The organism is bacterium (genome assembly GCA_040755755.1).
Classification (GTDB): Bacteria; SZUA-182; SZUA-182; order DTGQ01; family DTGQ01; genus DTGQ01.
Genome location: JBFLZW010000041.1, coordinates 12,946 through 37,355, shown reverse-complemented (window position 1 = coordinate 37,355; position 24,410 = coordinate 12,946). Strand labels below are relative to the sequence as shown.

Genomic DNA, 24,410 nt, shown 5'->3' with positions numbered 1-24,410 from the left:
GCCGGGAGTATGAAAAATGGGTACCTGCCCTTTCCCTTTTCCTTTTTCAGGACATTTCCTCACATTTTTGCCTTTCTATTAAGCAAGCCTCAACAAATCAACTAATTACTCATTGCGCCCCGCTCCTTCCACCAATTCAACATTCAGCCCGCTTTTTCGGCATGAATTATGCGGAAATTGTCTTATGTGCGCACCCTGGTACCTTTGGTGAAGTCTGGGCGGTTATGGAAAGTAGAGAAGAACGAGTCACTATCGGATTGATGGAAAAGGGAGGATGGAGGCAGCTCAGCCACGGTTTGATCCTGCTGGCGGGCGTTTGCCTGCTGGTTGCCAGCCGTGGGTTTCTGATTGACAATCCCCTGCTCGGCAGTGGTATCCTCATGCTTTTTTCTGTGCTGAGCTTTGCCTTTGCCCGGTTACTGGGCAGGATATTTATGTATCCTGCTGCTTTGTTACTGATTTTCTCCTGCTTTCTCTCCGCGTTCCGGCTGGTGCCGTCTTTCTCTCTGGTTATGCCCCTGCTTTCTGTTCCCCTCGCTCTGCTGCTGTCAGGAATATCGCTCGGGCTTACGAGATTGAAAGTCTTTGCTGAAGAGGCTCTCCATCCGCTGGATAATGCCGCCTGTCTGATGGGCTTTTTTTTTATCGGCACTGTGCTGATCCAATGCCGAGAATATCTGGAGAAGCATCCGTGTATTGCTGCCTGTACACTTGGCTTTTACAGCTTTTTTTACTACTGGCAGCTCACTCGGCGGACGAAACTGAAACAGCAGGGGCTGGCTGGCTGGTTATACCTCTCTCTGGGATGTCTTTCCTTTTCTCTGGTTTTTTTTCTTCATCAAATCCCGGTCATTCCCCATCAGGCTTACGGATTATATCTGATTGTTCTATTCATGATCTTCATGTATGCAGGCGTTTACCAGCAGAGGCGGGAGGAAGGGGAAAAATTCTGGCATCCTGCTTTTGTTATCGGATTTATCGGGCTCGCACTCGCTTTCTGGTATTATTGCTCACGGGTAAATTTGCTCATGATTATCGGATTTCTTTACTCCTTCCATTTTTACCGCTTGCATGTTTTGCACACAAGGTTATCTCGAACCGCAGGTAAGGACCTGCCACGAAAGCAGAACAAATTCCTGGTAATTTCTTACCTTTTCGCCCTGGGTTACCTTTTTCTTTTTGCCTGGAATGGCTTTCCGGTGGGCCTTTTTTACCTGGTAATCGGGCTGGCTTATGCTTTTCTGTACTTTCTTGCAGGCTGGCAGAATAACTTTGAGACTGAAGGGGAGCAAAGCATTTCCACCTACCTGTTTGGCCTTTTCATGAATATCGCCTTTTTCGAGGGATTATTGATTCACTCCCCGGTCTATGAAATCAGTTGGTATCTGATCCTCACTATCCCTTTAATCTGGCTGTTTTTCTGGCTTGGGCACCTGGGTCAGCAGATGGGGCGGCTTGTTTTCAGCAAAACAATCTATGAGGTCCAATTTCTCACGGTCCTCCTCGCTTTCCTCATTCCTTTGCAACTGTCCAGCTATTCCCTGGACTTCATCTGCATGCTGGGTTTTGGCTATCTTTTTTCCATGCTGGTATTCTTTCTGATCACCGAGGACCAGAAGTTCCTTTTCCCCGTCGTGCTGGTTGTGGCATTCATATACTATTACTTGATTCCCAAAGAGCTTATCTCTTCCGGCGGGACTAATCTCCTCTTTTTACTCCCTGGTTTTCTCCTGCTGGGACTGGGTATGCGATCACAGCAGAAAGGCTATCCTCTGGCACAAGTCTGGTATTTCGGATGGCTGACTCTGAGTGGATTTTTTCTGGTAACCTTGAATTATGCTTCACCTGACTCACTCTACGGCTTGTCAATGTGTGTTTTTCTCCATTATCTGGCTTATAGTTTTGCCGATAAACAGTTTCCCAGATTGAGCAAAGTATCTTACTGGGCAGGGAATCTTTTAAGCCTGATTTCGGTCCTCGCCTGGCTGTATTCCCAAGACCTTCCATCCGGTCTATTTCTGAGTTGCATCTTATTTGCCGCTCACCTGTTTATGGCCTGTCAAACGAACAAGGTCTGGCACATCGGCGCAGCCTGCCTCGTTTTAGCCGCAGTCTGGTATAAAGGGCTTCTGACAGGAGGAATTCCCGGAAATATGATACTTACTGCCGCCCTCCCGCTGGTCGTGCTTTTCTATGGATGCAGCTTATGGGCTAGGCCGTTTCTTCCGTGGGGAAAAAGTATGTTTAAAAATGCCGGACATCTTTGGGTATCAGCGATTATTCTTCTGGCATTAATCAATCCGGGTGCAGGAAAAACATACTGGCTTTTTCTTTCCCTTCTGGTCTATCTGTTTTTCTATCTGGCTTTGAGCTGGATATCGCCCTGCTATGAGCACTCTTTTCTGGCCGCTGCCTTTTTCTCCATATGCTTCTATTTTGGCTTGCGAGAGGTGCCTGGATTATTGCCCACCATGCGCTTGCAGTATTTTTTCTTTGATCCTTTCTTTCTTTGTCTGATTGGCTATTTCATAAAAAGGAAACAAGGGCGGGACCGGACACAGCCAATCTTCGATGTAGCTACACTCGTGGCTTTGACGTGCTGCATCATGGCTTTCTTTTCCGGGAACCTGGAAGTTTCTCAGAAGCTTCTCCTTCTCTCGGCTGTGCTTTATATGTTCCTGGCAGTTCAATTGGGCAGGGAACTTTATCTGTATCTGACAACCATTACTCTTGGACTATTGGCCTACAATTTTTTCACGGTTAACCACCAAAGATGCATAAGCGACCTGTCGGCCTACTCCCTCTACCTGATCAGTTTTCTGGGCCTTTTCCTGTTCCTTTCCCCGTCCGCAAGTTGGATGGAAGGAGATACATCCTCCCGCTCCAAGGTCCACTGGAAGAAAGCCCTTGCCTGCCTGGGATTACTGGCTTTTTTCCCCGGAATTTTGATTCCCCTCTATTCCCAAAAAATCATTAATTACCCGGGATTTTGCAACCGCTGCCACTATATGCGCCCCTATACCGAGTCCTGGCAGACTTCTTCTCATCAGGCGGTAAGTTGTGTAACCTGCCACTATGAACATCTCAGCACCTCCGGGAACCAGGAAGATCGTAATAAATTCAGCCTTGTCATCAGGGCTCTGGCGAGAACCTATTCCATTTTACCCAAATCCAGGGTCAGTGATCAGGCCTGTTTGCAGCAGGGATGTCATCAATGGGCTGAAATCCAGGAAGAAAAGCTGTTCAAGCATGGTATCCGATTCAGCCATGAGCAGCATTTAAAAACTTCTCCCCGCGGCAAGCATCTTGGGTGCATTACCTGCCATTCACAAATCGTCCAGGGCAAACATGTACGGGTAACCGAAACGATCTGCTTTAACTGCCACTTTAAAGGAAGACAGGAAAAGGATACCGGGGTTGGAAGGTGCATTACCTGTCACTCTTTACCCGGTATTTCGATAAATTTTGCAGGAGTTGAGCTCAATCATGAAAAATTTCTGGCTAATAACGAAAATCTTCTCTGCACCGACTGCCACATCAAAGTCACCCAGGGAGAGGGTCAGGTTCCCAGAGAACGATGCTTCACCTGCCATATCAATTCTAAAAACAAGCTGGCCGGAGATACCCCTCTCATCCACACTGTTCATGTTAATAAACAATCGATTGAATGTTTCCGGTGCCACCAGGATATTCAGCATGGTCAGAAGGGAGTATCCAAACAGGCGAGTATAAATTGCATGGCCTGCCATCGAAACCGCCACTCTCTGCCCAAAAAAGTATATACCTACCCAGAGAGAAATGGAATGCACGACATGACCGGCCCTATGACTACGTCCAAAAAGTCCTGCCAGGAATGCCACCCCTGAAGATCGAAATTCAATATTTATTTTAGCAGGGAATCCTGATATACTGCCCTGGCAGGTTTTATTGCAGAAAATCCGAAAAGAAAAGATCAAAAGCCAAATAACAACCCTGACTGGCAAAGCATTGACTTCGGATAAAAGACTCTCATGGTAAAAAACCATACCCATACATCAGGAGGCAATAACTCCAGAGATACTGTCGCAGGGAGCAGACGAGAGCTCGCTTTTCTTTTCCTGGCCTTTTTCACCCTTCTTATTTTCCTTGTTCTCCCCAGCCCGGCCAACCTCTCAACTGCCGGACAACGCTCACTGGGAATTTTTTCCCTGGCCTTGATTTTGTGGGTTACCAATGCACTTCCCCTTTCGGTTACCGGCTTGCTGGTTATTGCGCTGATTCCTCTCTTGCGGGTCATGAAAGCCGAGCAGGCTTACTCCTTTTTTGGCAACAGTGCGGTATTTTTCATTCTCGGCGCTTTTATTATGGCTTCTGCCACCATAAAATCCGGGTTGAGCAAGCGTACGGCTCTCGCCATCCTCACCCACTTCAGCCACAGCCCCCGCATTTTAATTTTGGGTATTCTCATTACCTGCGGCTTCATGGCCTTGATCATACCGGAGCATGCTGTCGCCGCCCTGATGTTTCCCGTAGTGGGAACCATTGCCCTGAGTCTGGATTCCCAGCCCCGTGAGAGTCAATATGGAACCGGCCTGTTTCTGGCCATGTCCTGGGGATCAGTAATCGGCGGAGTGGGGACCCTTCTCGGAGGAGCGCGGGCACCTCTGGCTGTCGGCATGTTACAGGAGGCTTTCCATCAATCCCTGAGCTTCTGGGGATGGTCCAGGGTAGCTCTTCCTCTGGTCGGAATAACGCTCATTGTGGCCTATGCTATTTTGATTTTCGGCTTCAATCTCGATATAGCCGATGTGAGACCTGCCAGGAAGAAGCTGGAAGAAGAATTACGGGAAATCGGCCCGATGACTTTAACGGAAAAAAAGGTTCTTGTCATTCTTACTACCACCATCCTGATCTGGATTATTTTCAATCACTGGTTTGAGATGGCTATGGTCTCACTTTTTTCGGCTGTAACCCTGTTTATAGCCAAGGTCATTACCTGGGATGATGTCAACAGCTATGTTAACTGGGGAGTAATCCTGATGTACGGAGGGGCCATCGTTATCGCCAAAGCTGTTGATCAGACCGGGGCGGCCCGCTGGATTGCCCATCAATTGCTGAGCAGGGTCCACTTAGCGCCTCTCTGGACAATCGGCATCTTCTCCCTGTTCTCCTTCCTGCTTACGGAAGGGATCAGCAATGTAGCCTGCGTGGCCATCATTCTTCCTATCGGGTTCAGCATTTGTCGTGCGAATGCCATCAATCCCCTGGCCATGGTTTTCGGTGTAGCCGTCCCTGCCGGTTTGCCCTTTATTCTGCCCATGGGTTCTCCTGCCAATGCTATTGCCTATTCATCAGGGTATTACGACATCAGGGATATTATCAAGGCAGGAATAATTCTGCACATTTGCTGCTGGATCATTTTTTTAATTCTGGTAAAATGGTATTGGCCTCTGGTGGGAGTATCCCTGTAAAAAAAGAAGGAAAGCGAAACTGCTATGGAAACAATCATGGTGGTATTTTCAGCCACCCAAATTTCGGATAAAATTGCAAGCTATGCTATCGAGATGGCTCTCCAGAAGAAAGCCCGGCTGATTGTCCTTGACATCCGGGAGGCCAATATGTCGGGCAAAGTCAGCCGGATGATGGAAGATGTAAGCTTTCTCGGTCGAAAGGTGCTCGATCAGCTCCGGGAAGAGATTAAAGAGAAGCGGGGCGAAGTCATTCTGAAAGCCCTGCACAGCATTCAGCAAAAAGCACGGGAGAAGGGTCTGGAGACCGAATTTATCGTTATCAAGGGACCGTATATCGATAATATTCTGCGCCTGGCCAAAGAAAAGCAGGTATCTACGATCATTGCCCAGAAGCGTATTTCGACTTCTCTTCATGAAGCCCCTTTTGAGGTCATTTATATCAAAAATCCCCCATCTGGAGTCAAATAATATGAAATACAGGTACAGGAATTTTTGCTTCTTCATACTTCTGGCAGCCTTGCTGGGTGGTATTACCGGATGCCTGAAGGCGGCGCATGCTCCCTCAGGAAATGGCCTGAGCCATGCCGCATCCTCCTCTGCTGTACTTTTTCTGGCTCAGGCGCAGTTTCGGACAGAACAACAACCGGACGGGGAAGCACGGTCCATCCCCGGTGCCGCCAAACTGACGATGGTCAAAAGGACGCCGGATGGATGGAAAAGCACTCTTTTGGAAGATCCGGAAAGTAATGTTTTTCATAAAGCTCTCTGGTTCAATCCGCCATCAGGACAACCGGGAATTTTAACTATTTCCGGCAATGCCGCCGCCCTCAAACTGTGGCACCGGAACGAGGCAGGCCAGTGGAAAGGGACTTTGCTCTGGAACCCCACTTTTGGGGGGGAACAGAACCGATTGAGGGATGTAGAAACTGGCGATGTAACGGGGGACGGTGGAGATGATCTTGTTATCGCCACCCATGACCAGGGTATTGTGGCCGTGCTTCAGTGGAAAGATGGAGCCTGGGTTATCACGGAGCTTGGCCGGACCCCGGACACTTTCGTTCATGAAATCGAAATCGGGGACATTAACCACGATGGGAAGAAGGAATTCTTTTCCACACCCAGTGCTCCCAATCGTCTTGACGGAAGCCCCCAACCGGGAAAGATCATCATGTACCGGTTCGATGGAGAGCGATTCCTGAGCGATATTGTTGAGGAATTCCCCAACCGTCACGTTAAAGAGATCCTGGCCGCCGATGTCACCGGCTCCGGGTATCCTGACCTGTTTGCAGCTATCGAGGGCGAAATGGGCACTGTCCAGGGACAGCCGGGCCTTGTGGACACTGCCAAGATCAAGCAATACCGGTTTGTGAACGGGCAGTTGAGCGGACAGATCATTGCAGACCTGCCGGATATGCTCTGCCGCTATCTCACGGCTGCCGATGTGGATGGAGACGGGTCTATTGACATCGTGGCTTCGACCATGCAATCCGGTATCTGGGTGTTACGGCAAAAGGAGCAGGGGAATTGGGAGAAGTCCCTGATCGACGACCAATCCAGCGGCTTTGAGCATGCCACCCTCATTTCTGACCTCGATCACGATGGTAAGAACGAAATTTACGTGGCCTCGGACGATCAGCACTTCTTACGCCAATATCAATGGAATGGAAAGACCTTTGTACGGAATGACCTGATACCGCTTCAACCCGATGATATAACCTTTGGCCTCACCCTGGGCTGGATGCCGAAATAACTCTCAGGCACAGATGCTCTCCCCAGATGATTCAAAGGGCCTATACCGTATGCCTTCAGACAGGGAATCGAGCCGCAAAAGGGGATTGATTACTGAAGGGAATAGGCGATATTGCTAGCTTCGAGTATTCACTTCTGGCAGGATGGGCCGTCAATCAAACTCTGAGCCCAGACGACTACTGCTTCAGCAGTCCTGAGTGCTTCTTTGAATTCCTCCTCGGTAACCGGTTCAGCCGTGCCCGGATATCTGGTTTCCACTGCATAATCGGTCAACCCGGCGGCGGCCCGTATCTCATCAGGCAAGTGAATAGCATGTTTTTCAAGGATCGTCAGCAGCTCAGCAATATCATGAACAAACCGAAACCGTATGCCCCGCGACAAGAGCACTGCTTTCAATGCCTTTTCCACAGCCTGCTGAGTGTCAAAACAAAGGTCCTCCCATAATATCCCCTCCACTTTAGGCTGCCGGGCACGGATAAGATTACTTTTTGCTCTTTTGATCCATTCATGTGGATTACGGTAATCACCCGGATCACGCAGCATAGAGCACTCTCCCTTCTTCGAGGGCCGGTTGGATTACCAGGTCGATACAATCTTTATAATTTTCCAGATCACCTTCTGTAACCACAACGATATCGGTTGCAAAACCTACGCCGATTAGATTTCTATAAATTTTCTGCGCTGTCTTACGTCGATGCTCACCCGATGATACAACAATGAGCAGGTCCAGATCGCTGTCAGGTCCCATATTTCCTCGAACAGCAGATCCAAAAAGAATAATTCTTTTTGGATGCACAGTTTCAACGATTCTGCGCACTATCTCATTTAAAACAGATTCTATTGGAGCCATTTCCCTGTTTTTTATATTGTAATACCTGCTGGATCTGAATAGCAGTATATGAAAAATTTGGAATTGAGTAAGTATTTCCCTCCTGCAAGACCAACACAGAATTTTAAAAGATAGAGATAGCTAAAGTCAAGGAAGAAAGAATAGATTCTGTGAGTTGTTAGCTTTTAAGCGGGCTTGACGAGTCGCAGGTAATAGTCATAGCTGCCGTCATACAGGGATACTACTCCGTTCATCGGGAGCAGACACCGGTAAACCCTTCCTTTTTTCCGGTATACCTCTTCAATGATGGATAATCTTTCAATGTCTATAGAATAACTGTCACTGAACTGGATTTTGCCCTTGAATTGATCGGTAAAATAAAAGTAAAAGGTTTCCTGATCCTTGTTTTCAGCCACATAAAACCGGCCAAATTCATTCAAACTGCTGTATTTCTCCTTCCTGGTTAAAAAGCACATATCGACTACATCATCTCCCCGGCACTTCAATACTTCAAGCACTACCTCGCCAGGATCCAGAATGGTTTCCTGCTGCTGATACTGCATAAGGCTTTCTTTTATCGGAAATATGATCCTGGGGAGGATTTCCTCCTCCTCATCATCTTCTTCTCCTGCACTCTGGCTGGCCAATAGTTGCGGTGGCTGATCAAAATCCTCCCTTCCCTCTATCTCCATCTCCTCATCTTCATCACCCGCTTCATCCGGTTTCTTGTGAAGTATGTGGCCACAAGTTAAACTCTGAACTTTTCTTTTTACCATTTCAATTGAACTAAGGATCTTTGGGAAAAAGCTCCGAATTCCAGTTCTTACCTGTTCGATATCTGAACCTTGGGACGTATTCTCCCTATTCACCTGGTTAGCCGGGATGTCGATTTCCGATCCTATGCCGGGAGGTTGAATCCGATCCTCGATCCCTGTCCATCCAGCACTGACTCCAGGTTCCTGGACTCTCTGGGTTGAAAATTCCAGGGCATGGTTCTCAGTGTCCTCATGATACTTATCATTCTCTTCCTGATGAGTAAATGTCCGGTCCCTTTCCCCTTGGGGGATAGCAGGTATATCAGTAGCGGTACTTGAAAAATTCGAAATTTGATCGATGATCCGCTTTAATACCTCCTGGGGATTTTCCTGATTTTCGGAATGGATTGTTGTTCCCGGTCCACTCTCAGATGTTCCCCATCTTTGCTGAGGACATCCATCTTTCCCCTCCCCCTTGAGGGGGGAGGTTGGGTGGGGGTGATGGCTATTTTCACCCTCCTCATCCAGAAAGGGGAAATTGGGAACATCTAGTCTAACCTCATTGCTTTTGCTCTGCGATAGGATGTCAGCCTCTGCCTGTGCACTGACATCTAATTCCAATATGTGAGGCACTCGCGGATCTTCATGCGATTCTACTTCCAAAACTACCGGCTCAGAATGGGACTGATCATTGTCCTCAGCCCTAGGAAAGGTTAATAAGATAGCATCATCGTAATAGCTCTCGCTCCCGGAATCGTCTTCCGGCTCATTTTTCTTCTCTTGCAATTCGTGTTGAGAATCAGGATGAGGATCAGCAAATAACGGCTCAAATTGAAAATCCGATAGGTCATCCTCTTCCGGCACATTATTGCCTTCAATTCTTTGAACCTCTGGATCGGGATATTCTCCATCAGAGTAAATTTGCAGATCTTCACCCGTCGGGGAAAAATCTACCTCCTCATGCCACGATAATTCAATTCCGGGTGAAACCTGCTCTTTCATGACATCAGGGGGTATGGTCAAATCCGGCTTCTCATAGTCGTGAAAAACCTGGTCAGGTTCATTTTCCAGTGATCGGATGATCCCCTGCATTCCATCAGGCTCATTTTTGCTATATTCGCCTGTTGTAACCGTATCCGTATCCATCTCCGTCACCGGGGAATCATCTTCTTCCGGAGCCTGAACTGTCACGGTATTCGTATCCGGAAAATCGTCTCCTGAAGGCTGACTGTAAGCTTTGCCTAGCTGAACTTTGATCGTATATGGACCTATGAATACTAAATCATGAGGATTTAATGCTCGGGAGGATACAAATCTGCCATTTACTATAACACCGCTGCCAAGATCTCCATCCGATACAAAAACCTGATCACCGTTCCGGTAAAAAAAAGCGTGGATATCAAAAATATTTCGCCCCTGGAGAATGATGTCTGCTTCTTCGCTTTTGCCTACGATTATCTTTCCCTTGGAGAACCGCTCACTCCTGAAAAAATCCTTCCCCTCGAAAATCGAAAATTCCAGGAATTTTCCATCCTCCTGCTGCAACCCTGGTTCTTTGCCTTCCCATGCTGGTACAAGAGGACTATTCAGGATGAACTCATTTGTCAATATGCTTTGTTCCGGTTCGGTCTTCAGATTCATCTTTTCCTCTTCACTGTTCTGATGCACGTGTATTTAAACCTTATTTTTACCTTCTTATCAGGCATTGCTCCTCAGGGTAGAAAGAGCATTGAAAAGGCCCAGTGATTTTTCCTTCAATTGACCAATGAGGTAATTTCCCCGGTTATTGAGAATAAAATACCCAATCAGGCATGGTATGGCTACAATCAAGCCCAGGGCAATATTGAGCATTGCCTGAGATATTCCCCCCATAATTATCTGCGTACCGCTTTCCTGACCCATTCCCTTGAGGAAAGTTATTAAACCCATTATCGTCCCCAAAAATCCAAGGAGAATTGATATGATTGCGAATAGAGCCATATAGTTTATTCCCGCCCTGATGATCGGGATTTCTCTCAGGATTTTCTCTTCCATGGCCATTTCGATCTCCTTGTCTTTTTTATTCAATCTGAGGAGCCCTGCCTTCAGGGTCCGGCCAAGAGGATGCTTTTCAATCTTGACACACTCTTCCAATGCGCCCCGGATATTTGTTTTTTCAAGCAGGAGCACAATTCTCTGAAGGGTATCATCAGCATTTAATTTCAAGCGAAAGTACAGGTAATTAATCCGCTCGCAAAACAAGCCCAAAGCAATTATTGAGATAGCGAAAATACTATAGGTAAATACACTTCCCCCCTGGAAAATTGCAGTCATAGGTTTTCCTCCCCGTGAGTGGAATCTTATTACTCGGATATTCTCCCTGCTCTTAGGGCAAATTTTGTACCAGGAAGGAAGGATCAAGGATTTTGGGGGAGGTTGGGGAGAGTATCATGTAAGCCATTACAATTCTGTATCGCGGTTTTTTCTTTCATTACCAAAGAGTAATTGAGGATGAACAATTTTGTAATCTTCCCATCCCCGTGATGACCTCGAATGATACCCGCCAGAAAAAAATCAAGCGGGCAGCAAGAACTTCTGCTGCCCGCTTGTATGATGCGATATTGAGAACAGTGTCTCAATATCTTCCGAGACTCACAGCTTAGAAAGACCACCAGGGCATTACTTGCAGGACGAACTGTTGTGTTACAGCGCCACCCAGGATGTCGTAAGCGGTAATCTGGACTAAGTACTCGCCAGGGAACTCGCTCTGGAAGGTGAAGACGCCGCCTCTTCCAACAGCACCAACATTGCAAGAGTAGTACAGTTGCTGATTATCCGGATCAACAATGTTCAGATCACTGATAGTGAACAACTGACCGGCCTTGGTAATCTGCGGAGATTCGATGATACTCGTAACAATAGGCGGATGGTTAAGCCATGTTCCGGAGTTGACACAGAAGATGGTGAAATGGCCTATAGCCTGCATTCCGCGAGGATCGGTAACCGTCACTACGCACGTCAGAGCACCCTCGAATTGAGGGGCAAATGAAACGGTACCAGTTGTCGGACTGATGATTTGATTCATCCAGGGACCATACTGATAATTTGGCAGACCGTTCAAGGTAGCCTTATAGGTCAAGCCACCTACCATATCAATCATGTCGGGATCAGTAGCGGTAATCTGATAGACTCCGGTTGATCCAACCTGGAAGAACTGATCTTCCAACTGCTCAATCATTGGAGGAAGGTTAGTTACCGGATAATTTACGACACTGATTGGGAAGGTTTCCATATCATATGCCATTGAATCAGTAACTCTACAAGTTACAATCATATCCTCAAAAACTTGCCCGGTGGCAGGTTTCAGAACCCGGACACCCATAAACTCGCCATAGGTATTGGCCATAGCCATTGCCATGATAACCATCGGATTGTTAGCGCCTGCTGCAGGGGTATTCATTACCCATCTCTGAGCGGGAACTCCGAGCAGCGGAATATAAGGAGGAAGTAAATCAGTATTACCACTACCAAGAGCAGTCGCAAGATCAACCGGCTGAGCAAGGTTCTGTGATATTGGACCAAGGGTATCGCCTACGGTGAACTGGAAGATCGTTGGCTGGGTCAAACCGGCCACCGATGTTCCTCCGATTCTGAAACGGGCCTCGCTAAGGGTAAAGCCGGTTCCCGCTGTACCATCAGCCCTTTTATTTCCGGGGGTATTTCCGGCATTGTCTTCGATGAACGGAAAGTCAGGTGTAGCAGTAGCTGCTTGCAATCTGGCTTTCAAAGCAGGTATTGAAGCTGCCATGGCGTTAAGTTTTTGCCCGAAGGCGGGGTCAAGCTGTGCTTTAGCTAACATGGCGGCATCAGTCATGAACCAGACGTTATCAGCATCTTCAGCAAAGATGAATCTGCTCTGTCCAGTGAGGAATAACTGACCATACACAGGACCAATGCGGAACAGGTAGGGCGCATTATTGTTAGAGATGTCAGCGCCGGGAACAGTGAACATTACATCGTCTAACCGATATCCATTACCTCTTACGGTTACACCGAGAATTTCAAATATCTGCTGCCCATATACAGCACCCACGATAGTAGCCAGAGGTTCCTGCTCAAAATGCCAGGAGCCATCCTGGAAGGTTCTTCCCATAGCTACCTGAATCCGGCTCGGCTGAGCACCAGTTGCCTGTCCGCCTTTAGTATAGATAGCACTTTCTGGAGTGATTGCGGTTGTAGCAGGAACTGGAGTTAAAATTCTTCCAGCCACGTTATCGGGTGTACATCCTACCGGGAAATCCCTGGGGGTGAATTCGATATCAACTATGCCAAATGCAAGTGGATTTGCAGGGAAGCAATTTGGACAACCTACCTGAGTAGCGCCAATTGGAATATCTGCATCCTGCACTCCTGCCGTAACGGTATCCATATCAGCGGTTTTCCCATTGGCGAGGTTAACGGCAGCGGCGGTGTTAGCGTCAGTTATTGTTCTTACTCTGACAATAACCCTGAAGGTATCGAACAATTCAACGCTGACCGGTGCTTTGATCTTAAAGGTCATATTGCTGAAAGCACCAGGGATACCCAGTAATTCTTCGCCGTTAGGAGCAGGTCGGTATTTAGCCAATTTGGAGATGGTATACGGCATCATAGTGGGAGCATTCATTTGCATGAAGACTGATGGAGGGCAATATACTTCCATTACCCTGCTGCCTTCCTGGAAATCCACCACTGTTTCCACCATGCCATAACCAATGCCGGCACCCCAGATTGGATATGCAGGCTCTATCGGCTCCCATCCCATATCCCGGGGGCTGTTCCAATACTGGAAGTTATCCAGAACTATCGTCCCACCCACATTGGATGGTACCTGTAGTCCATACTCATCTGTGAGCATCACTTGAGTTGGCACATTCTGAGCCATCGCCCCACTGGCCACCAACCCGATAGCTGTAGCCATAAACAAACTTACCATTAATACTTTCCAAAACCCTTTTTTATTCATAACCATGACTCCTTTCAAAAAAATCTCCTTCCTTCAGAAAGCTTGCTCTTTAGCCTAAATTACAACACCCTGTAAATTCTCAGTCAGTTAAATTCCCGCCCCGGTATTCACCTCCTTTTTTATCTTTTTTTCACCGATCATACGATCACCTCCTAACATAACCAAAAATATTTTTGAGAAGAGGATCAACCTCAATACCTTACCTTAAACCAGTTATACTTTTTGCCATATTATGTCAGCATCTATACTGCCAGTGATATTCTTAAAAATGTTTTGCAACATCTATGCCATACAATCACGGATAAGTGAAATGCTTTTTCTATCAAGCTCTTTCTCAGACCAACCTCTCACCTTGGCCTTACTGATAAAGGATTTTCCCTCCATCGCGCGATCCGGGCCGTTACCTTTTTGAAAAAAAGGTATGAAAATACTTTCATACATCCTGAATACCACCTTTGGCATTAGCTTATTTAACAAGGCATTACATAAAAATGAAATTGAATACATAACTATGAATCCAATTGCATATTCTGGTGAGGCATATCCTCTCTTGCCATCGGAGATAAAATTCTTTATATTACGAGAGACAACCCAATGGATAAGGTTTGTTATCTTTTCCATATTTAATTGGCGCATCGAGAATTCATTTCCTTACTGTGCTATGAAAAAAATAAATAATTTTGGTGGGGCGTTTTTTCCCTGGTCAAAATCACTTCGCTTTCATCGTGGCCTGTTCAGCCCTCTGGCGATGCTTTTGGCTCTCCTTGCGGGCATCATCCTTGCTGCGGGCTCATCCTGTCTCCACACCGACTTTGACCAGATAGACGACCTGTCCCCCTGTCACCTTACGCATTATTTGCCTCAGGACCCAAATTCCATCCCCCAGCCGATCACTCTGGTGGGCAGGATTATCGAGCCGCCGGAAAAATTTTCCCAGCGGGTCCGCCTGCACCTTGAGGTGCAGAAAATTATTCTCCCTGAACAAAATATTATGACATCCGCAAGAGCGCAGCTTAATTGGTACAAGCCCAAAATACCGTGTCAATTTTATGATACGGTCCAGATAACCGCGCATCTTGAGGCTCCCCAGGACTACAAAAACCCTGGAGGATTTTCGTATTCCAAGTATCTTTCCCAAAAAGGTATCTGCGCCACCGGCAGCATTCGAATGCTTTCTCTCTGTAAAGAAGCAAAAACGATTCCATGGACAAAGTCCATACTCCGTGCTGTCTACGGCTTTCGATGGCGTGCTTCAGAGTACATCGAAAACACCATTCCCCAGCCGGGTTCAAGCATCCTGCAGGCGATTCTGCTGGGGGAGAGGTATAAGGTATCTAACCGCATCAAAGACTTGTTCAGTGAAGCAGGAGCGATTCATCTTCTTTCAATCTCCGGCTTCCATATCGCCACTCTGGCCCTGGCCGTCTTTGCCTGCTTCAGGGGCATCCTGCGGGCTTTGCCGGACCGCCTGTTCGAGATCCTCTGCTGCATCATCAGACCTTCCAGCCTGGCCGCGCTATTCTCCATCCCGGTAATCATTCTCTATACCGTCATGACCGGAAGCAAAACAACCACCATCCGGGCCTGTATTATGGTCAGTTCATATTTTCTTGCCCTGCTCTTTGAGAGAAGAAGAAGTCTTTTCCGGCCTCTTGTCCTGGCCGCCCTGGCTATCCTGCTCTGGCAGCCTGACGCTTTATTCAAGCTCGATTTCCAGTTGACCTTCCTGGCCTCCAGTGGAATAGTTTTTATCCTTGCCTGCGATTTCCCCCGGCATTTGAATCCTGATTCCGGCCTTTCGCTCCAGGGGATCCTGGTCCGACTCAAGGACAGCCTTTTTCTTTCATGCTGCCTGTCCCTGGCCGCATTTCTCATGACCAGCCCGTTAGTCGCTTATACGTTCAACCTGATCTCACCGATCGGAATTGTCACCAACCTGGCCGCCATTCCTCTCGTCAGCGGGATTCTCTATGCCGGCCTGGGGGGTATCCTGGCGCTTCCCCTGCACCCTGGTCTGGCCGCGCACTTTTTCCGGATCGCGGCTTTTCTGGCCCGTCTCATGATTAGCCTCAGTGCGACCATCACCAGGATTGCAGGGGCCTTTGTTTACCTTCCGTCTCCTCCGAAAGCCGCGATCATGGCCATTTATGGCAGCCTAGTCATCGCGGCCTTCATTTTCCACTTTCTGACCAGGAGCATATCACCCCGGAAAAAAACCGGCCTGCTGATCGCGTTTCTGCTCCTGGCATTTGTTCTCATGCCCCTTCTTCTCCTTTTCATGACCCGGCCCCCCAGGTTTATTCCCAATGATACGCTGACCGTAACTTTCCTCGATGTCGGGAGGGGGGATGCGTGCGTCATTCAGACGCCGGGTGGCAAATACATTCTGATCGACGGCGGCGGAAGCTATAACAATGAGTTCGATTTCGGACACCGGCTAATCGCCCCCTATCTCTGGCATAAGAGAATCCCCCGCCTGGACCTTGTCGTTCTCTCCCATCCGCACCCGGACCACCTCAACGGGCTGTTGTTCGTCCTGAAGCACTTTGACACCGCCTGTGTCTGGAAGACCAAAGAGCGATCCGACAGCCGGGAATACCGGCTTTTTGAAGACATAATCCGGGAGAAAAAAGTCCCCCTCCACATTGTGGCCGCTGGAGAGGAAGCAGAACTGGATGGTGTTTTTCTTCAGGTTCTGGCTGCCGGTAATTTACCGGATCTGCCGATAAGTTCAAAGATAACCTACAAGGAAGAAAACAATCGATCCCTGGTCCTGAAGCTATCTTACCGGCAGGTAAGCTTTCTTTTTACCGGCGACATAGAAGCGAAAGCTGAGCGTTGTCTTCTATCCCTCGGGGAAAAGCTGCGATCCACGGTCTTAAAGGTTCCCCATCATGGAAGCCGCTCCTCAAGCTCTATTCCCTTCCTGCGTATGGTGCTTCCTCAGACGGCTGTTTTTTCGGGCCGAAGTTATGGCAGGCAAAAGTTCCCTCATCCGAAGACTCTGGAACGGTACCGGAAACTCCCGTGCAGAATTTACCGCACCGATCTCGATGGAGCGATTACGGCTGAGACGGATGGAGTCGAGTGTAAATTTTCCACCTATGCAGATATCTTTGCAGATAAATCGAGGCACCCCTCATGGTTCAAGACCGCTTCAGATTATCCGGACTCCGGCATTGCGGACTGATCATCGGATCGATCATCCTCTGCCTGTGGGTTATAGTCCGTGCGGGTAACTGCACAGCCTTGAGCCGGTCGCTGCTGCCGGATGGCCCGTCCGGCTGGCTTACGGTACAAACTCCTCACTTCCTCATCCGCTACCAGGCTCAGGATAAATATTTTTCACAAGAGCTGGCACTCCTTGCCGAACGGTCCTATACCCGGGTGGCAGGTCACCTTGGTCTTCACCCCGCCACCCAAATCGATATCTACCTGGCCGACTCCAGGGAACTTTTCACCCGCATCCAGCCCTCCCTGTCGCCGGTGAGTGAACAAGTCACAGGGCTTGCCTATCCGGGCCTGTCCCGAATACTGCTCCTTTCTCCCAGAGCTGCCCCGGCAGGTTCCATTCATCTTGAGAAAACATTTATCCATGAGCTTACCCATATTCTTATCGGAGCATCCTGCCGACCATCGGCATCCATCCCTCACTGGTTCAACGAGGGGGTAAGCATGCTCGAGGCCGAAGAATGGAATTGGCACTATCAGGCTCTCATGACCCGCATCTGCATAACCCGCAATCTTATCCCCCTGCGCCACCTCGATCAATCCTTTCCGACCGATCCCGACCATCTCCAGACCGCCTATGCCCAAAGCATCAGCATGGTTACCTTTATCCGCGATACTTATGGCCATGATGCCCTGCGGGCAATAACTCACTGCCTGCTCCGGGGGGACTCGATTGATCAGGCCCTGCGCACGGCTGTCGGTCTTGACCCCGGTGAATTGGAGCTTCAATGGAGAAAGCACCTTCGCCTGGTCTATACCTGGGTTCCTGTCCTGACGAGCTCTGCGGTCTTATGGTTTATCATCAGCCTGGTTTTCCTCCTGGGCTATTACCGGAAAAGGAAAATTTCCCAAGCCACACTCTCCGCCTGGGAGGAGGCTGAAATCGAAGACTGGCTGAGAAAGCAGCTCGACGATCTGGATTTACGCTAAGTTGAATTGGAAATAATTATGCGAAAATCATGACAAGAGAAAGCAAAATTCAAAAAAAAGGCAATAATAGACAACTTTGGCCAAAATTTGGCCACCATTACAGATTTTTCAACTTGCCTTTTACTTGGGGGAACAATATAGTATTAGCACTCACTTCTGGTGAGTGCTAATAATTTAGAACCGTGCGCAATAATGAGGCTTTTCCGCTTGTTTCTGAACGAAAGGAGGTGATTGTCTTTCCATTTGTGTAAGGAAGTGCCAGCTTAGGCGGGTGAGGATTGCAGCAACCAAGCAATAAGCATTATAACTGCTTACGAAAAAGGAGATCCTAAAACTATGAACATAAAACCATTGCACGACAGGATTCTGGTAAAGCGCGTTGAAGTGGGGGAACAGGTTCGAGGCGGCATCATTATCCCCGATACAGCCAAGGAAAAGCCTATGGAAGGGAAAGTCATCGCCGTAGGCGGCGGTAAGATCAAAGATGATGGAACCAAGATTCCTCTGGATGTTAGAGTCGGCCAGCGAATCCTTTTTGGCAAGTATGCCGGTACCGAGGTCAAAATTGAGGATGAGGAATACCTCATCATGCGCGAGGATGATATCTTAGGAATCATTGAAGGTTAACCATAAGATTTTGAAACCGCTTACCAGGCAGGAGGAAGATCAATGCCCAAGCAACTGCTTTATGATGAAGAGGCACGCAATTCAATTCTGAAAGGTGTAAACAAATTGGCCGATGCGGTCAAGGTTACTCTCGGTCCCAAAGGCCGGAATGTAGTTCTCGATAAAAAATTCGGCTCTCCCACCATAACTAAAGATGGTGTTACCGTAGCAAAAGACATTGAACTGGAAGACCCCTTTGAAAATATGGGTGCACAGATGGTCAAGGAAGTGGCCTCCAAAACCAGCGATGTAGCCGGGGACGGCACCACCACAGCTACCGTTCTGGCCCAGGCCATCTACCGCGAGGGGGCCAAGAACGTGACTGCCGGCGCCAATCCCATGGCCCTGAAGCGGGGAATTGAAAAGTCGGTCGAGGCCGCAGTGGCCGCGATCAAGTCTTTAAGCAAGCAAACCCGCAGCAAGAAGGAAATATCCCAGGTGGGAACCATTTCCGCCAATAACGACGCGACCATCGGTGATCTGATTGCCGAAGCTATGGATAAGGTCGGAAAAGACGGCGTCATTACCGTCGAAGAGGCCAAGGGGATGGAGACATCGCTGGAGTTTGTCGAAGGGATGCAGTTTGACCGGGGATATCTGTCTCCCTACTTTGTGACCGATCCGGAAAGAATGGAAACCGTTCTGGAAAATCCAGCCATCCTTCTGCACGAGAAGAAAATCAGCAATATGAAAGACCTTTTGCCGATCCTCGAGCAGATCGCCAAGATGGGCAAGCCCCTCCTGATCGTGGCCGAAGATGTCGAAGGAGAGGCCCTGGCTACCCTGGTGGTCAATAAACTGCGGGGAACCCTGAATGTTGCTGCTGTCAAGGCCCCCGGTTTTGGTGACCGGAGAAAAGCCATGCTGGAGGATATCGCCATCCTGACCGGCGGCAAAGTCATCTCCGAGGACCTGGGAATCAAGCTGGAAAACATCAGAGTCGACGATCTCGGCCAGGCCAAAAGAGTTACCATCGATAAGGACAACACGACGATTGTCGAAGGTGCCGGCAGGCCCTCCGATCTGGAAGGACGCATCAAGCAGATCAAGGTCCAGATTGAGGAAACCACTTCGGATTATGACCGTGAAAAGCTTCAGGAAAGGCTGGCCAAACTGGTGGGCGGCGTAGCGGTGATCAATGTGGGCGCGGCTACGGAAACGGAAATGAAAGAGAAAAAGGCCAGGGTCGAGGATGCCATGAATGCCACCCGGGCAGCGGTCGAAGAAGGGATCGTTCCCGGCGGCGGCGTAGCTCTGCTGCGAGCCATTCCAGCCATAGACAAACTGGGACTGCAAGACGATGAGCTCATCGGAGCGAATATTGTCAGAAGAGCTCTGGAGGAGCCCATTCGCCAGATCGCTTCCAATGCTGGCATGGAAGGCTCGATCGTAGTCCAGAAAGTCAAGGAGGCTGAAGGACCCTTCGGATTTAATGCCCAGACAAATCAATATGAAGACCTGATCGAAGCAGGTATTATCGATCCGACCAAGGTGACCAGAACCGCTCTGCAGAATGCCGCCAGTATTGCCGGCCTCATGCTGACCACCGAAGCACTGATCACTGACATCAAGGAAGAGGAAAAAACTCCGGCCATGCCTCCTGGTGGTGGCATGGGCGGCGGAATGTATTAATTGAACTGACTACCGGACGAAAAAACTGGTGTTTGTATGGCAAAGCCCTCTTTGCAATCAAATTGCAAAGAGGGCTTTGCCTGCGATGTATAAAACTCATGTAGGTGTGAAAAATTTATATACCGCCGGCTGCTGTGCTTTTCGGGAAATGCCCTGCCCCACTGAAAGAACTGAACGGATAATCGGTTCCCCCTCACCTGTAAATAAAATGACCATTAAGAAAAATTTTGCATACTGATTCACGGATTCCCTTTTCCTTCCACACTGTGGGAATATCCCTTTTTCAACTTCCCCGCCATCAGTGACCTGCCTTATTAACTCTCTGATAAAACAAGGGAAAATACGTCAGCCTCCAGCGTTATAGAGAAGCCGGGCAGGGTATAAAACCAAAGGGATTTCCCACTCTGAGCGCATCGGTTAGCAAGGTTGGCAATTTTATTGCATACTTTTTTGCCCAGTAAGAAAGAATTCATTTTCCGGGATCATTGAGAAATCAAACTTGCGAATTGTGAAATTTGAGCTATAATGAGAACATTTACTAAATTCTCATCAGGAGGACTACGGAAGAGCAGGTTTTCGGCTTTAATGGTACTCCCTCTGGGGAAGGTTTGAAGAGTATCACGATGGGTTAGGCAAGGGAAGGGGTTGGAGAGCAGGATGCTGGCCAAATATGTAAAAGCCTCCTCGGATAAGATATTATTTTCAATAAGCGGGAAAATTCCATCCTGGATATCCCCGAATCAAATAACCAGTCTGGGGCTCCTCATGAGCCTTGCGGCTGGTTGTGCTTTTGGTTCAGGGAAGATTCAACTTGCAGGGTTTCTTCTTCTGGCTGCCGGTTTTTTTGATCTGCTTGATGGTGCTTACTCCAGATACAAAGGCCAAGTCAGCAAATTTGGCGCGTTTTGGGATTCAACAGTCGATCGGTATTCCGACCTGAGTATCATGGGGGGCATCACCCTGTATTATGCCCGGATCAATCAACCCGCATATGTTCTCCTCAGCCTGATAGCCACAGCCGGATTTATCATGACAAGTTATACCAAGGCAAGAGCGGAGAATATCATAAAAGCATGCGATGTCGGCCTTATGGAACGACCTGAAAGAGTGCTCGTTCTTTCAGCCGGATCACTGATAAATTATCTCAAACCAACACTTTGGATATTGGTGATCCTGTGCCACCAGACTGCAATCCACCGTATCTGGTTCACCTGGCATGAAATCAGGTATGGGGAGTAAAAGAGGGTTCAGAGAGTAGTAGTAGAAGAGGAGAAGGCTACCATGGAAGCATTTAATTCATACGGTTTCTTTTTTAAGGAAGACCTTGATTGCATTGACGATGATTGCATTGAATTTGAATCCGAAAGCAGTGAAGATCCTTTGAGTGATACTTCAGAGGAGTCTGACGGTGAGCCGGACATTGAGGTAGAGACTAAAAATGAAGAAGCAGGCATTCTCGAAGAGACCGACAATCAGGTGCGCGTCTACCTTAAAGAAATCGGAAAGGTTCCTCTTTTGGACAAGGACGAGGAAATCGAGCTCGCCAAGAGAATCGTGGCCGGTGATGAAAAGGCAAAAGAGCTGCTTATCAAGGCCAATCTGCGCCTGGTGGTAAGCATAGCGAAAAAATATATCAACAGCGGGCTCCCGTTTCTCGATCTCGTACAGGAAGGCAACATCGGGTTAATGAAGGCAGTGGAAAAGTTTGACTACCGCAAGGGCTGCAAATTCAGCACCTATGCCATCTGGTGGATTCGTCAGTCAATAACCAGGGCTCTGGCTGACAAGGGAAGAACTATCCGTATTCCGGTTCACACCCTTGACGCTATCAAAAATATGATGAAAAGCCATCAGAGGTTGACCCAGGAGATGAAAAAGGAACCGACGATAACCGAAATCGCCATTGATATGGGAGTTCCCGTCCAGAAAATCCATGAACTGGTTGGGATCATCAAAAACCCCATTTCCGTTGAAACCCCTATCGACGAGTTGGGAAATTATAACATCGTCGATTACATCGAGGATAAAAACAGCGCCTCTCCCATGGATACGGTCTTTGATGTCAATCTCATCGAGCAGATCCAAAAGGTCCTTAAGACCCTGACCAAACGGGAAAAAACGATCATCGAGATGAGATATGGCATCGGAACCCATAAAGAGCAAACCCTGGAAGAGATCGGTAAATACTTTCATCTTACCCGGGAGAGAATCCGCCAGATCGAGGAGAAAGCCCTGCAGCGGCTTAAACAGCCTAACAGAATTTCGCCACTGATAGATTTTATCAATAAATCGTAACTGCAACCCACAAGCTTGCGGGCTGCAATAAATCCGCACCGGGTGAGTGTCAGCAAAAAGCAGCCATGACAGGGCTTTTGCTCTGTCATGGCTGCTTTTTGTTTTCTCTCTGTCTCGACTGCCTCCCTCATTGAAGACGATAAGATTTCAGGCAAGAAAAAGCATAACAAACGTATTGATAAACAAATTCGAGTGTAGTACAATAATTATTCAATTTCTAACGAATGGAGGAGAAAAAGAGGATGGATAAAAAAAGGCTTATTGTACCGGGAATTGTTGTATCCTGTCTCATTTCGGTGTTCATCGGGATCATGATCGCCTCGCATTTCAACTGGACGGGAAACAGTACCGCAGTCCAGCTTGAGACCAATACCAGACCGAAAGAGCCGCCTGCTGAACCAGCAGGAACTTTCATTCCCGGCAATATCTTCGTTAAAATCGCCAAAGATGCAAATCCGGCTGTCGTTTATGTCAGCTCCACCCAGGTGGTCAAGAATTTTCAATTCCGTGCTCCCATGAACGACCCCTTCCGGGACTTTTTCGGTGATGACTTTTTCAACAAATTCTTCGGGATACCAAAAGGCGACATGAAGAGGAAAAGCCTGGGATCGGGCTTTATCATCAGCAAAGACGGTTATATTTTTACCAACAATCACGTGGTGAAGGATGCCGAAGATATCAAGATCACCCTGACCAATAAAAACGAGTACGAAGCCAAAGTCATTGGGTCCGACGAGGACATGGACATTGCTCTCCTGAAAATCGAGGCCAAGGAAGATCTGCCGCTCGTCAGGTTCGGAGACTCTGACCGGCTGGAAATCGGAGAATGGGTTGTAGCCATTGGCAATCCCTTTGGCCTGGAGCATACCGTAACTGCCGGGATCGTGAGTGCCAAATGGCGGCCGATCGGGCAGGGGCCCTATGATTCGTTTATCCAGACCGATGCTTCCATCAATCCGGGCAACAGCGGAGGCCCGCTGCTCAATATCAGGGGAGAAGTGGTCGGCATCAACACGGCTATTACGGCTGAAGGCCAGGGAATCGGGTTTGCCATTCCCATCAATATGGTCAAAGAGGCCATGCCGGAGCTGAAAGAGAAGGGAAAAATCACCAGGGGCTGGCTTGGACTGGTCATTCAAAAAGTTACTCCTGACCTGGCCAAATCCTTCGGGCTGAAAGAAAACAAGGGAGCCCTGGTAGCAGAAGTTGTGGAAGGAAGCCCGGCAGACAAGGCAGGACTCAAACAGGGGGATGTAGTCATTTCCTTTAACGGAAAAGAGATCAGCGAATACACCGATCTGTCCAGAATGGCAGGGCTTACCCGTCCGGGAACCAAAGTCCGGCTGGAAATTATCCGGGATATGAAGAAGAAGGAAGTCACGGTCGAGATTGGAACCTTCACCGGCGAGGCGCAGGTGGCAAAAGGTCCGGTGGAAACCGAATTAGGCATGAGCCTTCAGAATATTACCCCGGAACTGGCTGACCATTTCGACCTGTCCGAAACCACCGGCGTTCTGGTAACCAATGTTACCCCCGGCAGTGCAGCGGACAGGGCAAATATCCGCAGGGGTGATATTATCATGGAAGCTAACCGGCAAAAAGTTACCGATGTCAGTGAATTCCAGAAGATAGCCAAAAAGAATAGAAAGACCCTGCTCCTTCTTATTAAACGTGAGGACGACCATTTACTGTATACTGCTATCAAGGAGAAATAATTATACCAATCTTTCCTGCATTGGTTTGAACTATTCGCAGATTCTTGTGCTGTTGTACGGACATACCGTAAAAGGGACAAATGGGTTATAAGGAATTTTATCTAATCCGTGAAGTCCCTTTTTCATTATTCCATGAGCTTTGTTTTGAGCTATACTTTCGGGGAGGATTGAACG

General features: G+C 48.2%; 17 protein-coding genes. 11 read left to right on the top strand and 6 right to left on the bottom strand.

Going from position 1 to position 24,410, the window contains the following annotated elements; all coding sequences use genetic code 11:
* Positions 1 to 224: 224 nt before the first annotated feature.
* The 4 genes from AB1611_13185 (at position 225) to AB1611_13170 (ending at position 7,200) form a co-directional block, all read left to right on the top strand.
* Complete coding sequence (locus AB1611_13185; GenBank protein MEW6380542.1) at positions 225 to 3,866, top strand: cytochrome c3 family protein; 3,642 nt, start codon at positions 225 to 227, stop codon at positions 3,864 to 3,866.
* Between the two features lie 144 nt (positions 3,867 to 4,010).
* Positions 4,011 to 5,450, top strand: a complete 1,440-nt coding sequence (locus tag AB1611_13180; GenBank protein ID MEW6380541.1) for a DASS family sodium-coupled anion symporter — start codon at positions 4,011 to 4,013, stop codon at positions 5,448 to 5,450.
* A 24-nt stretch (positions 5,451 to 5,474) separates the two neighbouring features.
* Entirely contained in the window at positions 5,475 to 5,918 is a 444-nt protein-coding gene (locus AB1611_13175; GenBank protein ID MEW6380540.1) for a universal stress protein, read from the top strand.
* Between the two features lies 1 nt (position 5,919).
* On the top strand, positions 5,920 to 7,200 hold the full coding sequence (locus AB1611_13170; GenBank protein ID MEW6380539.1) for a VCBS repeat-containing protein: 1,281 nt from the start codon (positions 5,920 to 5,922) through the stop codon (positions 7,198 to 7,200).
* Positions 7,201 to 7,328: 128 nt separating this feature from the next.
* Here AB1611_13170 and AB1611_13165 read toward each other — a convergent pair whose 3' ends face one another.
* The 6 genes from AB1611_13165 to AB1611_13140 form a co-directional block, all read right to left on the bottom strand.
* Positions 7,329 to 7,742 carry a HEPN domain-containing protein gene (locus AB1611_13165; protein ID MEW6380538.1) on the bottom strand — a complete coding sequence of 138 codons (414 nt, stop codon included), beginning with the start codon at positions 7,740 to 7,742 and terminating at the stop codon, positions 7,329 to 7,331.
* Positions 7,732 to 8,049: a nucleotidyltransferase domain-containing protein gene (locus AB1611_13160; GenBank protein MEW6380537.1), complete on the bottom strand. Its 318-nt coding sequence runs from the start codon at positions 8,047 to 8,049 to the stop codon at positions 7,732 to 7,734. Before AB1611_13160 ends, AB1611_13165 begins: the two co-directional genes overlap by 11 nt.
* A gap of 164 nt (positions 8,050 to 8,213) precedes the next feature.
* Positions 8,214 to 10,451, bottom strand: a complete 2,238-nt coding sequence (locus AB1611_13155; protein MEW6380536.1) for an FHA domain-containing protein — start codon at positions 10,449 to 10,451, stop codon at positions 8,214 to 8,216.
* 30 nt (positions 10,452 to 10,481) lie between these two features.
* Positions 10,482 to 11,096, bottom strand: coding sequence for a MotA/TolQ/ExbB proton channel family protein (locus AB1611_13150; protein ID MEW6380535.1), 615 nt, complete (start codon positions 11,094 to 11,096; stop codon positions 10,482 to 10,484).
* A gap of 325 nt (positions 11,097 to 11,421) precedes the next feature.
* Positions 11,422 to 13,785: a hypothetical protein gene (locus AB1611_13145; protein MEW6380534.1), complete on the bottom strand. Its 2,364-nt coding sequence runs from the start codon at positions 13,783 to 13,785 to the stop codon at positions 11,422 to 11,424.
* A gap of 264 nt (positions 13,786 to 14,049) precedes the next feature.
* On the bottom strand, positions 14,050 to 14,403 hold the full coding sequence (locus AB1611_13140; GenBank protein MEW6380533.1) for a hypothetical protein: 354 nt from the start codon (positions 14,401 to 14,403) through the stop codon (positions 14,050 to 14,052).
* 25 nt (positions 14,404 to 14,428) lie between these two features.
* On the opposite strand from AB1611_13140, the gene AB1611_13135 reads away from it, so the two are divergent.
* The 7 genes from AB1611_13135 to AB1611_13105 all read left to right on the top strand — a co-directional run bounded on the left by AB1611_13135 (position 14,429) and on the right by AB1611_13105 (position 24,236).
* Positions 14,429 to 16,957 (top strand): DNA internalization-related competence protein ComEC/Rec2, encoded by a 2,529-nt coding sequence (locus AB1611_13135; GenBank protein ID MEW6380532.1) that lies wholly within the window; start codon positions 14,429 to 14,431, stop codon positions 16,955 to 16,957.
* A complete protein-coding gene (locus tag AB1611_13130) occupies positions 16,909 to 17,928 on the top strand; it encodes a peptidase MA family metallohydrolase (GenBank protein ID MEW6380531.1) in 1,020 nt (339 codons plus the stop codon). The genes AB1611_13135 and AB1611_13130 overlap by 49 nt, the downstream gene beginning before the upstream one ends.
* A 336-nt stretch (positions 17,929 to 18,264) precedes the next feature.
* Entirely contained in the window at positions 18,265 to 18,555 is a 291-nt protein-coding gene (groES, locus tag AB1611_13125; protein MEW6380530.1) for a co-chaperone GroES, read from the top strand.
* 42 nt (positions 18,556 to 18,597) lie between these two features.
* A complete protein-coding gene (gene groL, locus AB1611_13120; protein ID MEW6380529.1) occupies positions 18,598 to 20,226 on the top strand; it encodes a chaperonin GroEL in 1,629 nt (542 codons plus the stop codon).
* Positions 20,227 to 20,883: 657 nt separating this feature from the next.
* Positions 20,884 to 21,465 carry a CDP-alcohol phosphatidyltransferase family protein gene (locus AB1611_13115; protein ID MEW6380528.1) on the top strand — a complete coding sequence of 194 codons (582 nt, stop codon included), beginning with the start codon at positions 20,884 to 20,886 and terminating at the stop codon, positions 21,463 to 21,465.
* A 42-nt stretch (positions 21,466 to 21,507) separates the two neighbouring features.
* Positions 21,508 to 22,521: a sigma-70 family RNA polymerase sigma factor gene (locus AB1611_13110; GenBank protein MEW6380527.1), complete on the top strand. Its 1,014-nt coding sequence runs from the start codon at positions 21,508 to 21,510 to the stop codon at positions 22,519 to 22,521.
* 242 nt (positions 22,522 to 22,763) lie between these two features.
* Positions 22,764 to 24,236 (top strand): DegQ family serine endoprotease, encoded by a 1,473-nt coding sequence (locus AB1611_13105; protein ID MEW6380526.1) that lies wholly within the window; start codon positions 22,764 to 22,766, stop codon positions 24,234 to 24,236.
* Positions 24,237 to 24,410 lie beyond the last annotated feature (174 nt).

Bases quoted from the DNA above. Each gene is read 5' to 3' on its own strand.
- AB1611_13150 (MEW6380535.1), bottom strand. From the start codon at position 11,096: ATGACTGCAATTTTCCAGGGGGGAAGTGTATTTACCTATAGTATTTTC.
- AB1611_13105 (MEW6380526.1), top strand. From the start codon at position 22,764: ATGGATAAAAAAAGGCTTATTGTACCGGGAATTGTTGTATCCTGTCTC.
- AB1611_13140 (MEW6380533.1), bottom strand. From the start codon at position 14,403: ATGCGCCAATTAAATATGGAAAAGATAACAAACCTTATCCATTGGGTT.
- AB1611_13175 (MEW6380540.1), top strand. From the start codon at position 5,475: ATGGAAACAATCATGGTGGTATTTTCAGCCACCCAAATTTCGGATAAA.
- groES (MEW6380530.1), top strand. From the start codon at position 18,265: ATGAACATAAAACCATTGCACGACAGGATTCTGGTAAAGCGCGTTGAA.
- AB1611_13160 (MEW6380537.1), bottom strand. From the start codon at position 8,049: ATGGCTCCAATAGAATCTGTTTTAAATGAGATAGTGCGCAGAATCGTT.
- AB1611_13115 (MEW6380528.1), top strand. From the start codon at position 20,884: ATGCTGGCCAAATATGTAAAAGCCTCCTCGGATAAGATATTATTTTCA.
- AB1611_13180 (MEW6380541.1), top strand. From the start codon at position 4,011: ATGGTAAAAAACCATACCCATACATCAGGAGGCAATAACTCCAGAGAT.
- AB1611_13165 (MEW6380538.1), bottom strand. From the start codon at position 7,742: ATGCTGCGTGATCCGGGTGATTACCGTAATCCACATGAATGGATCAAA.
- AB1611_13130 (MEW6380531.1), top strand. From the start codon at position 16,909: ATGGTTCAAGACCGCTTCAGATTATCCGGACTCCGGCATTGCGGACTG.
- AB1611_13135 (MEW6380532.1), top strand. From the start codon at position 14,429: ATGAAAAAAATAAATAATTTTGGTGGGGCGTTTTTTCCCTGGTCAAAA.
- AB1611_13185 (MEW6380542.1), top strand. From the start codon at position 225: ATGGAAAGTAGAGAAGAACGAGTCACTATCGGATTGATGGAAAAGGGA.
- AB1611_13170 (MEW6380539.1), top strand. From the start codon at position 5,920: ATGAAATACAGGTACAGGAATTTTTGCTTCTTCATACTTCTGGCAGCC.
- AB1611_13110 (MEW6380527.1), top strand. From the start codon at position 21,508: ATGGAAGCATTTAATTCATACGGTTTCTTTTTTAAGGAAGACCTTGAT.
- groL (MEW6380529.1), top strand. From the start codon at position 18,598: ATGCCCAAGCAACTGCTTTATGATGAAGAGGCACGCAATTCAATTCTG.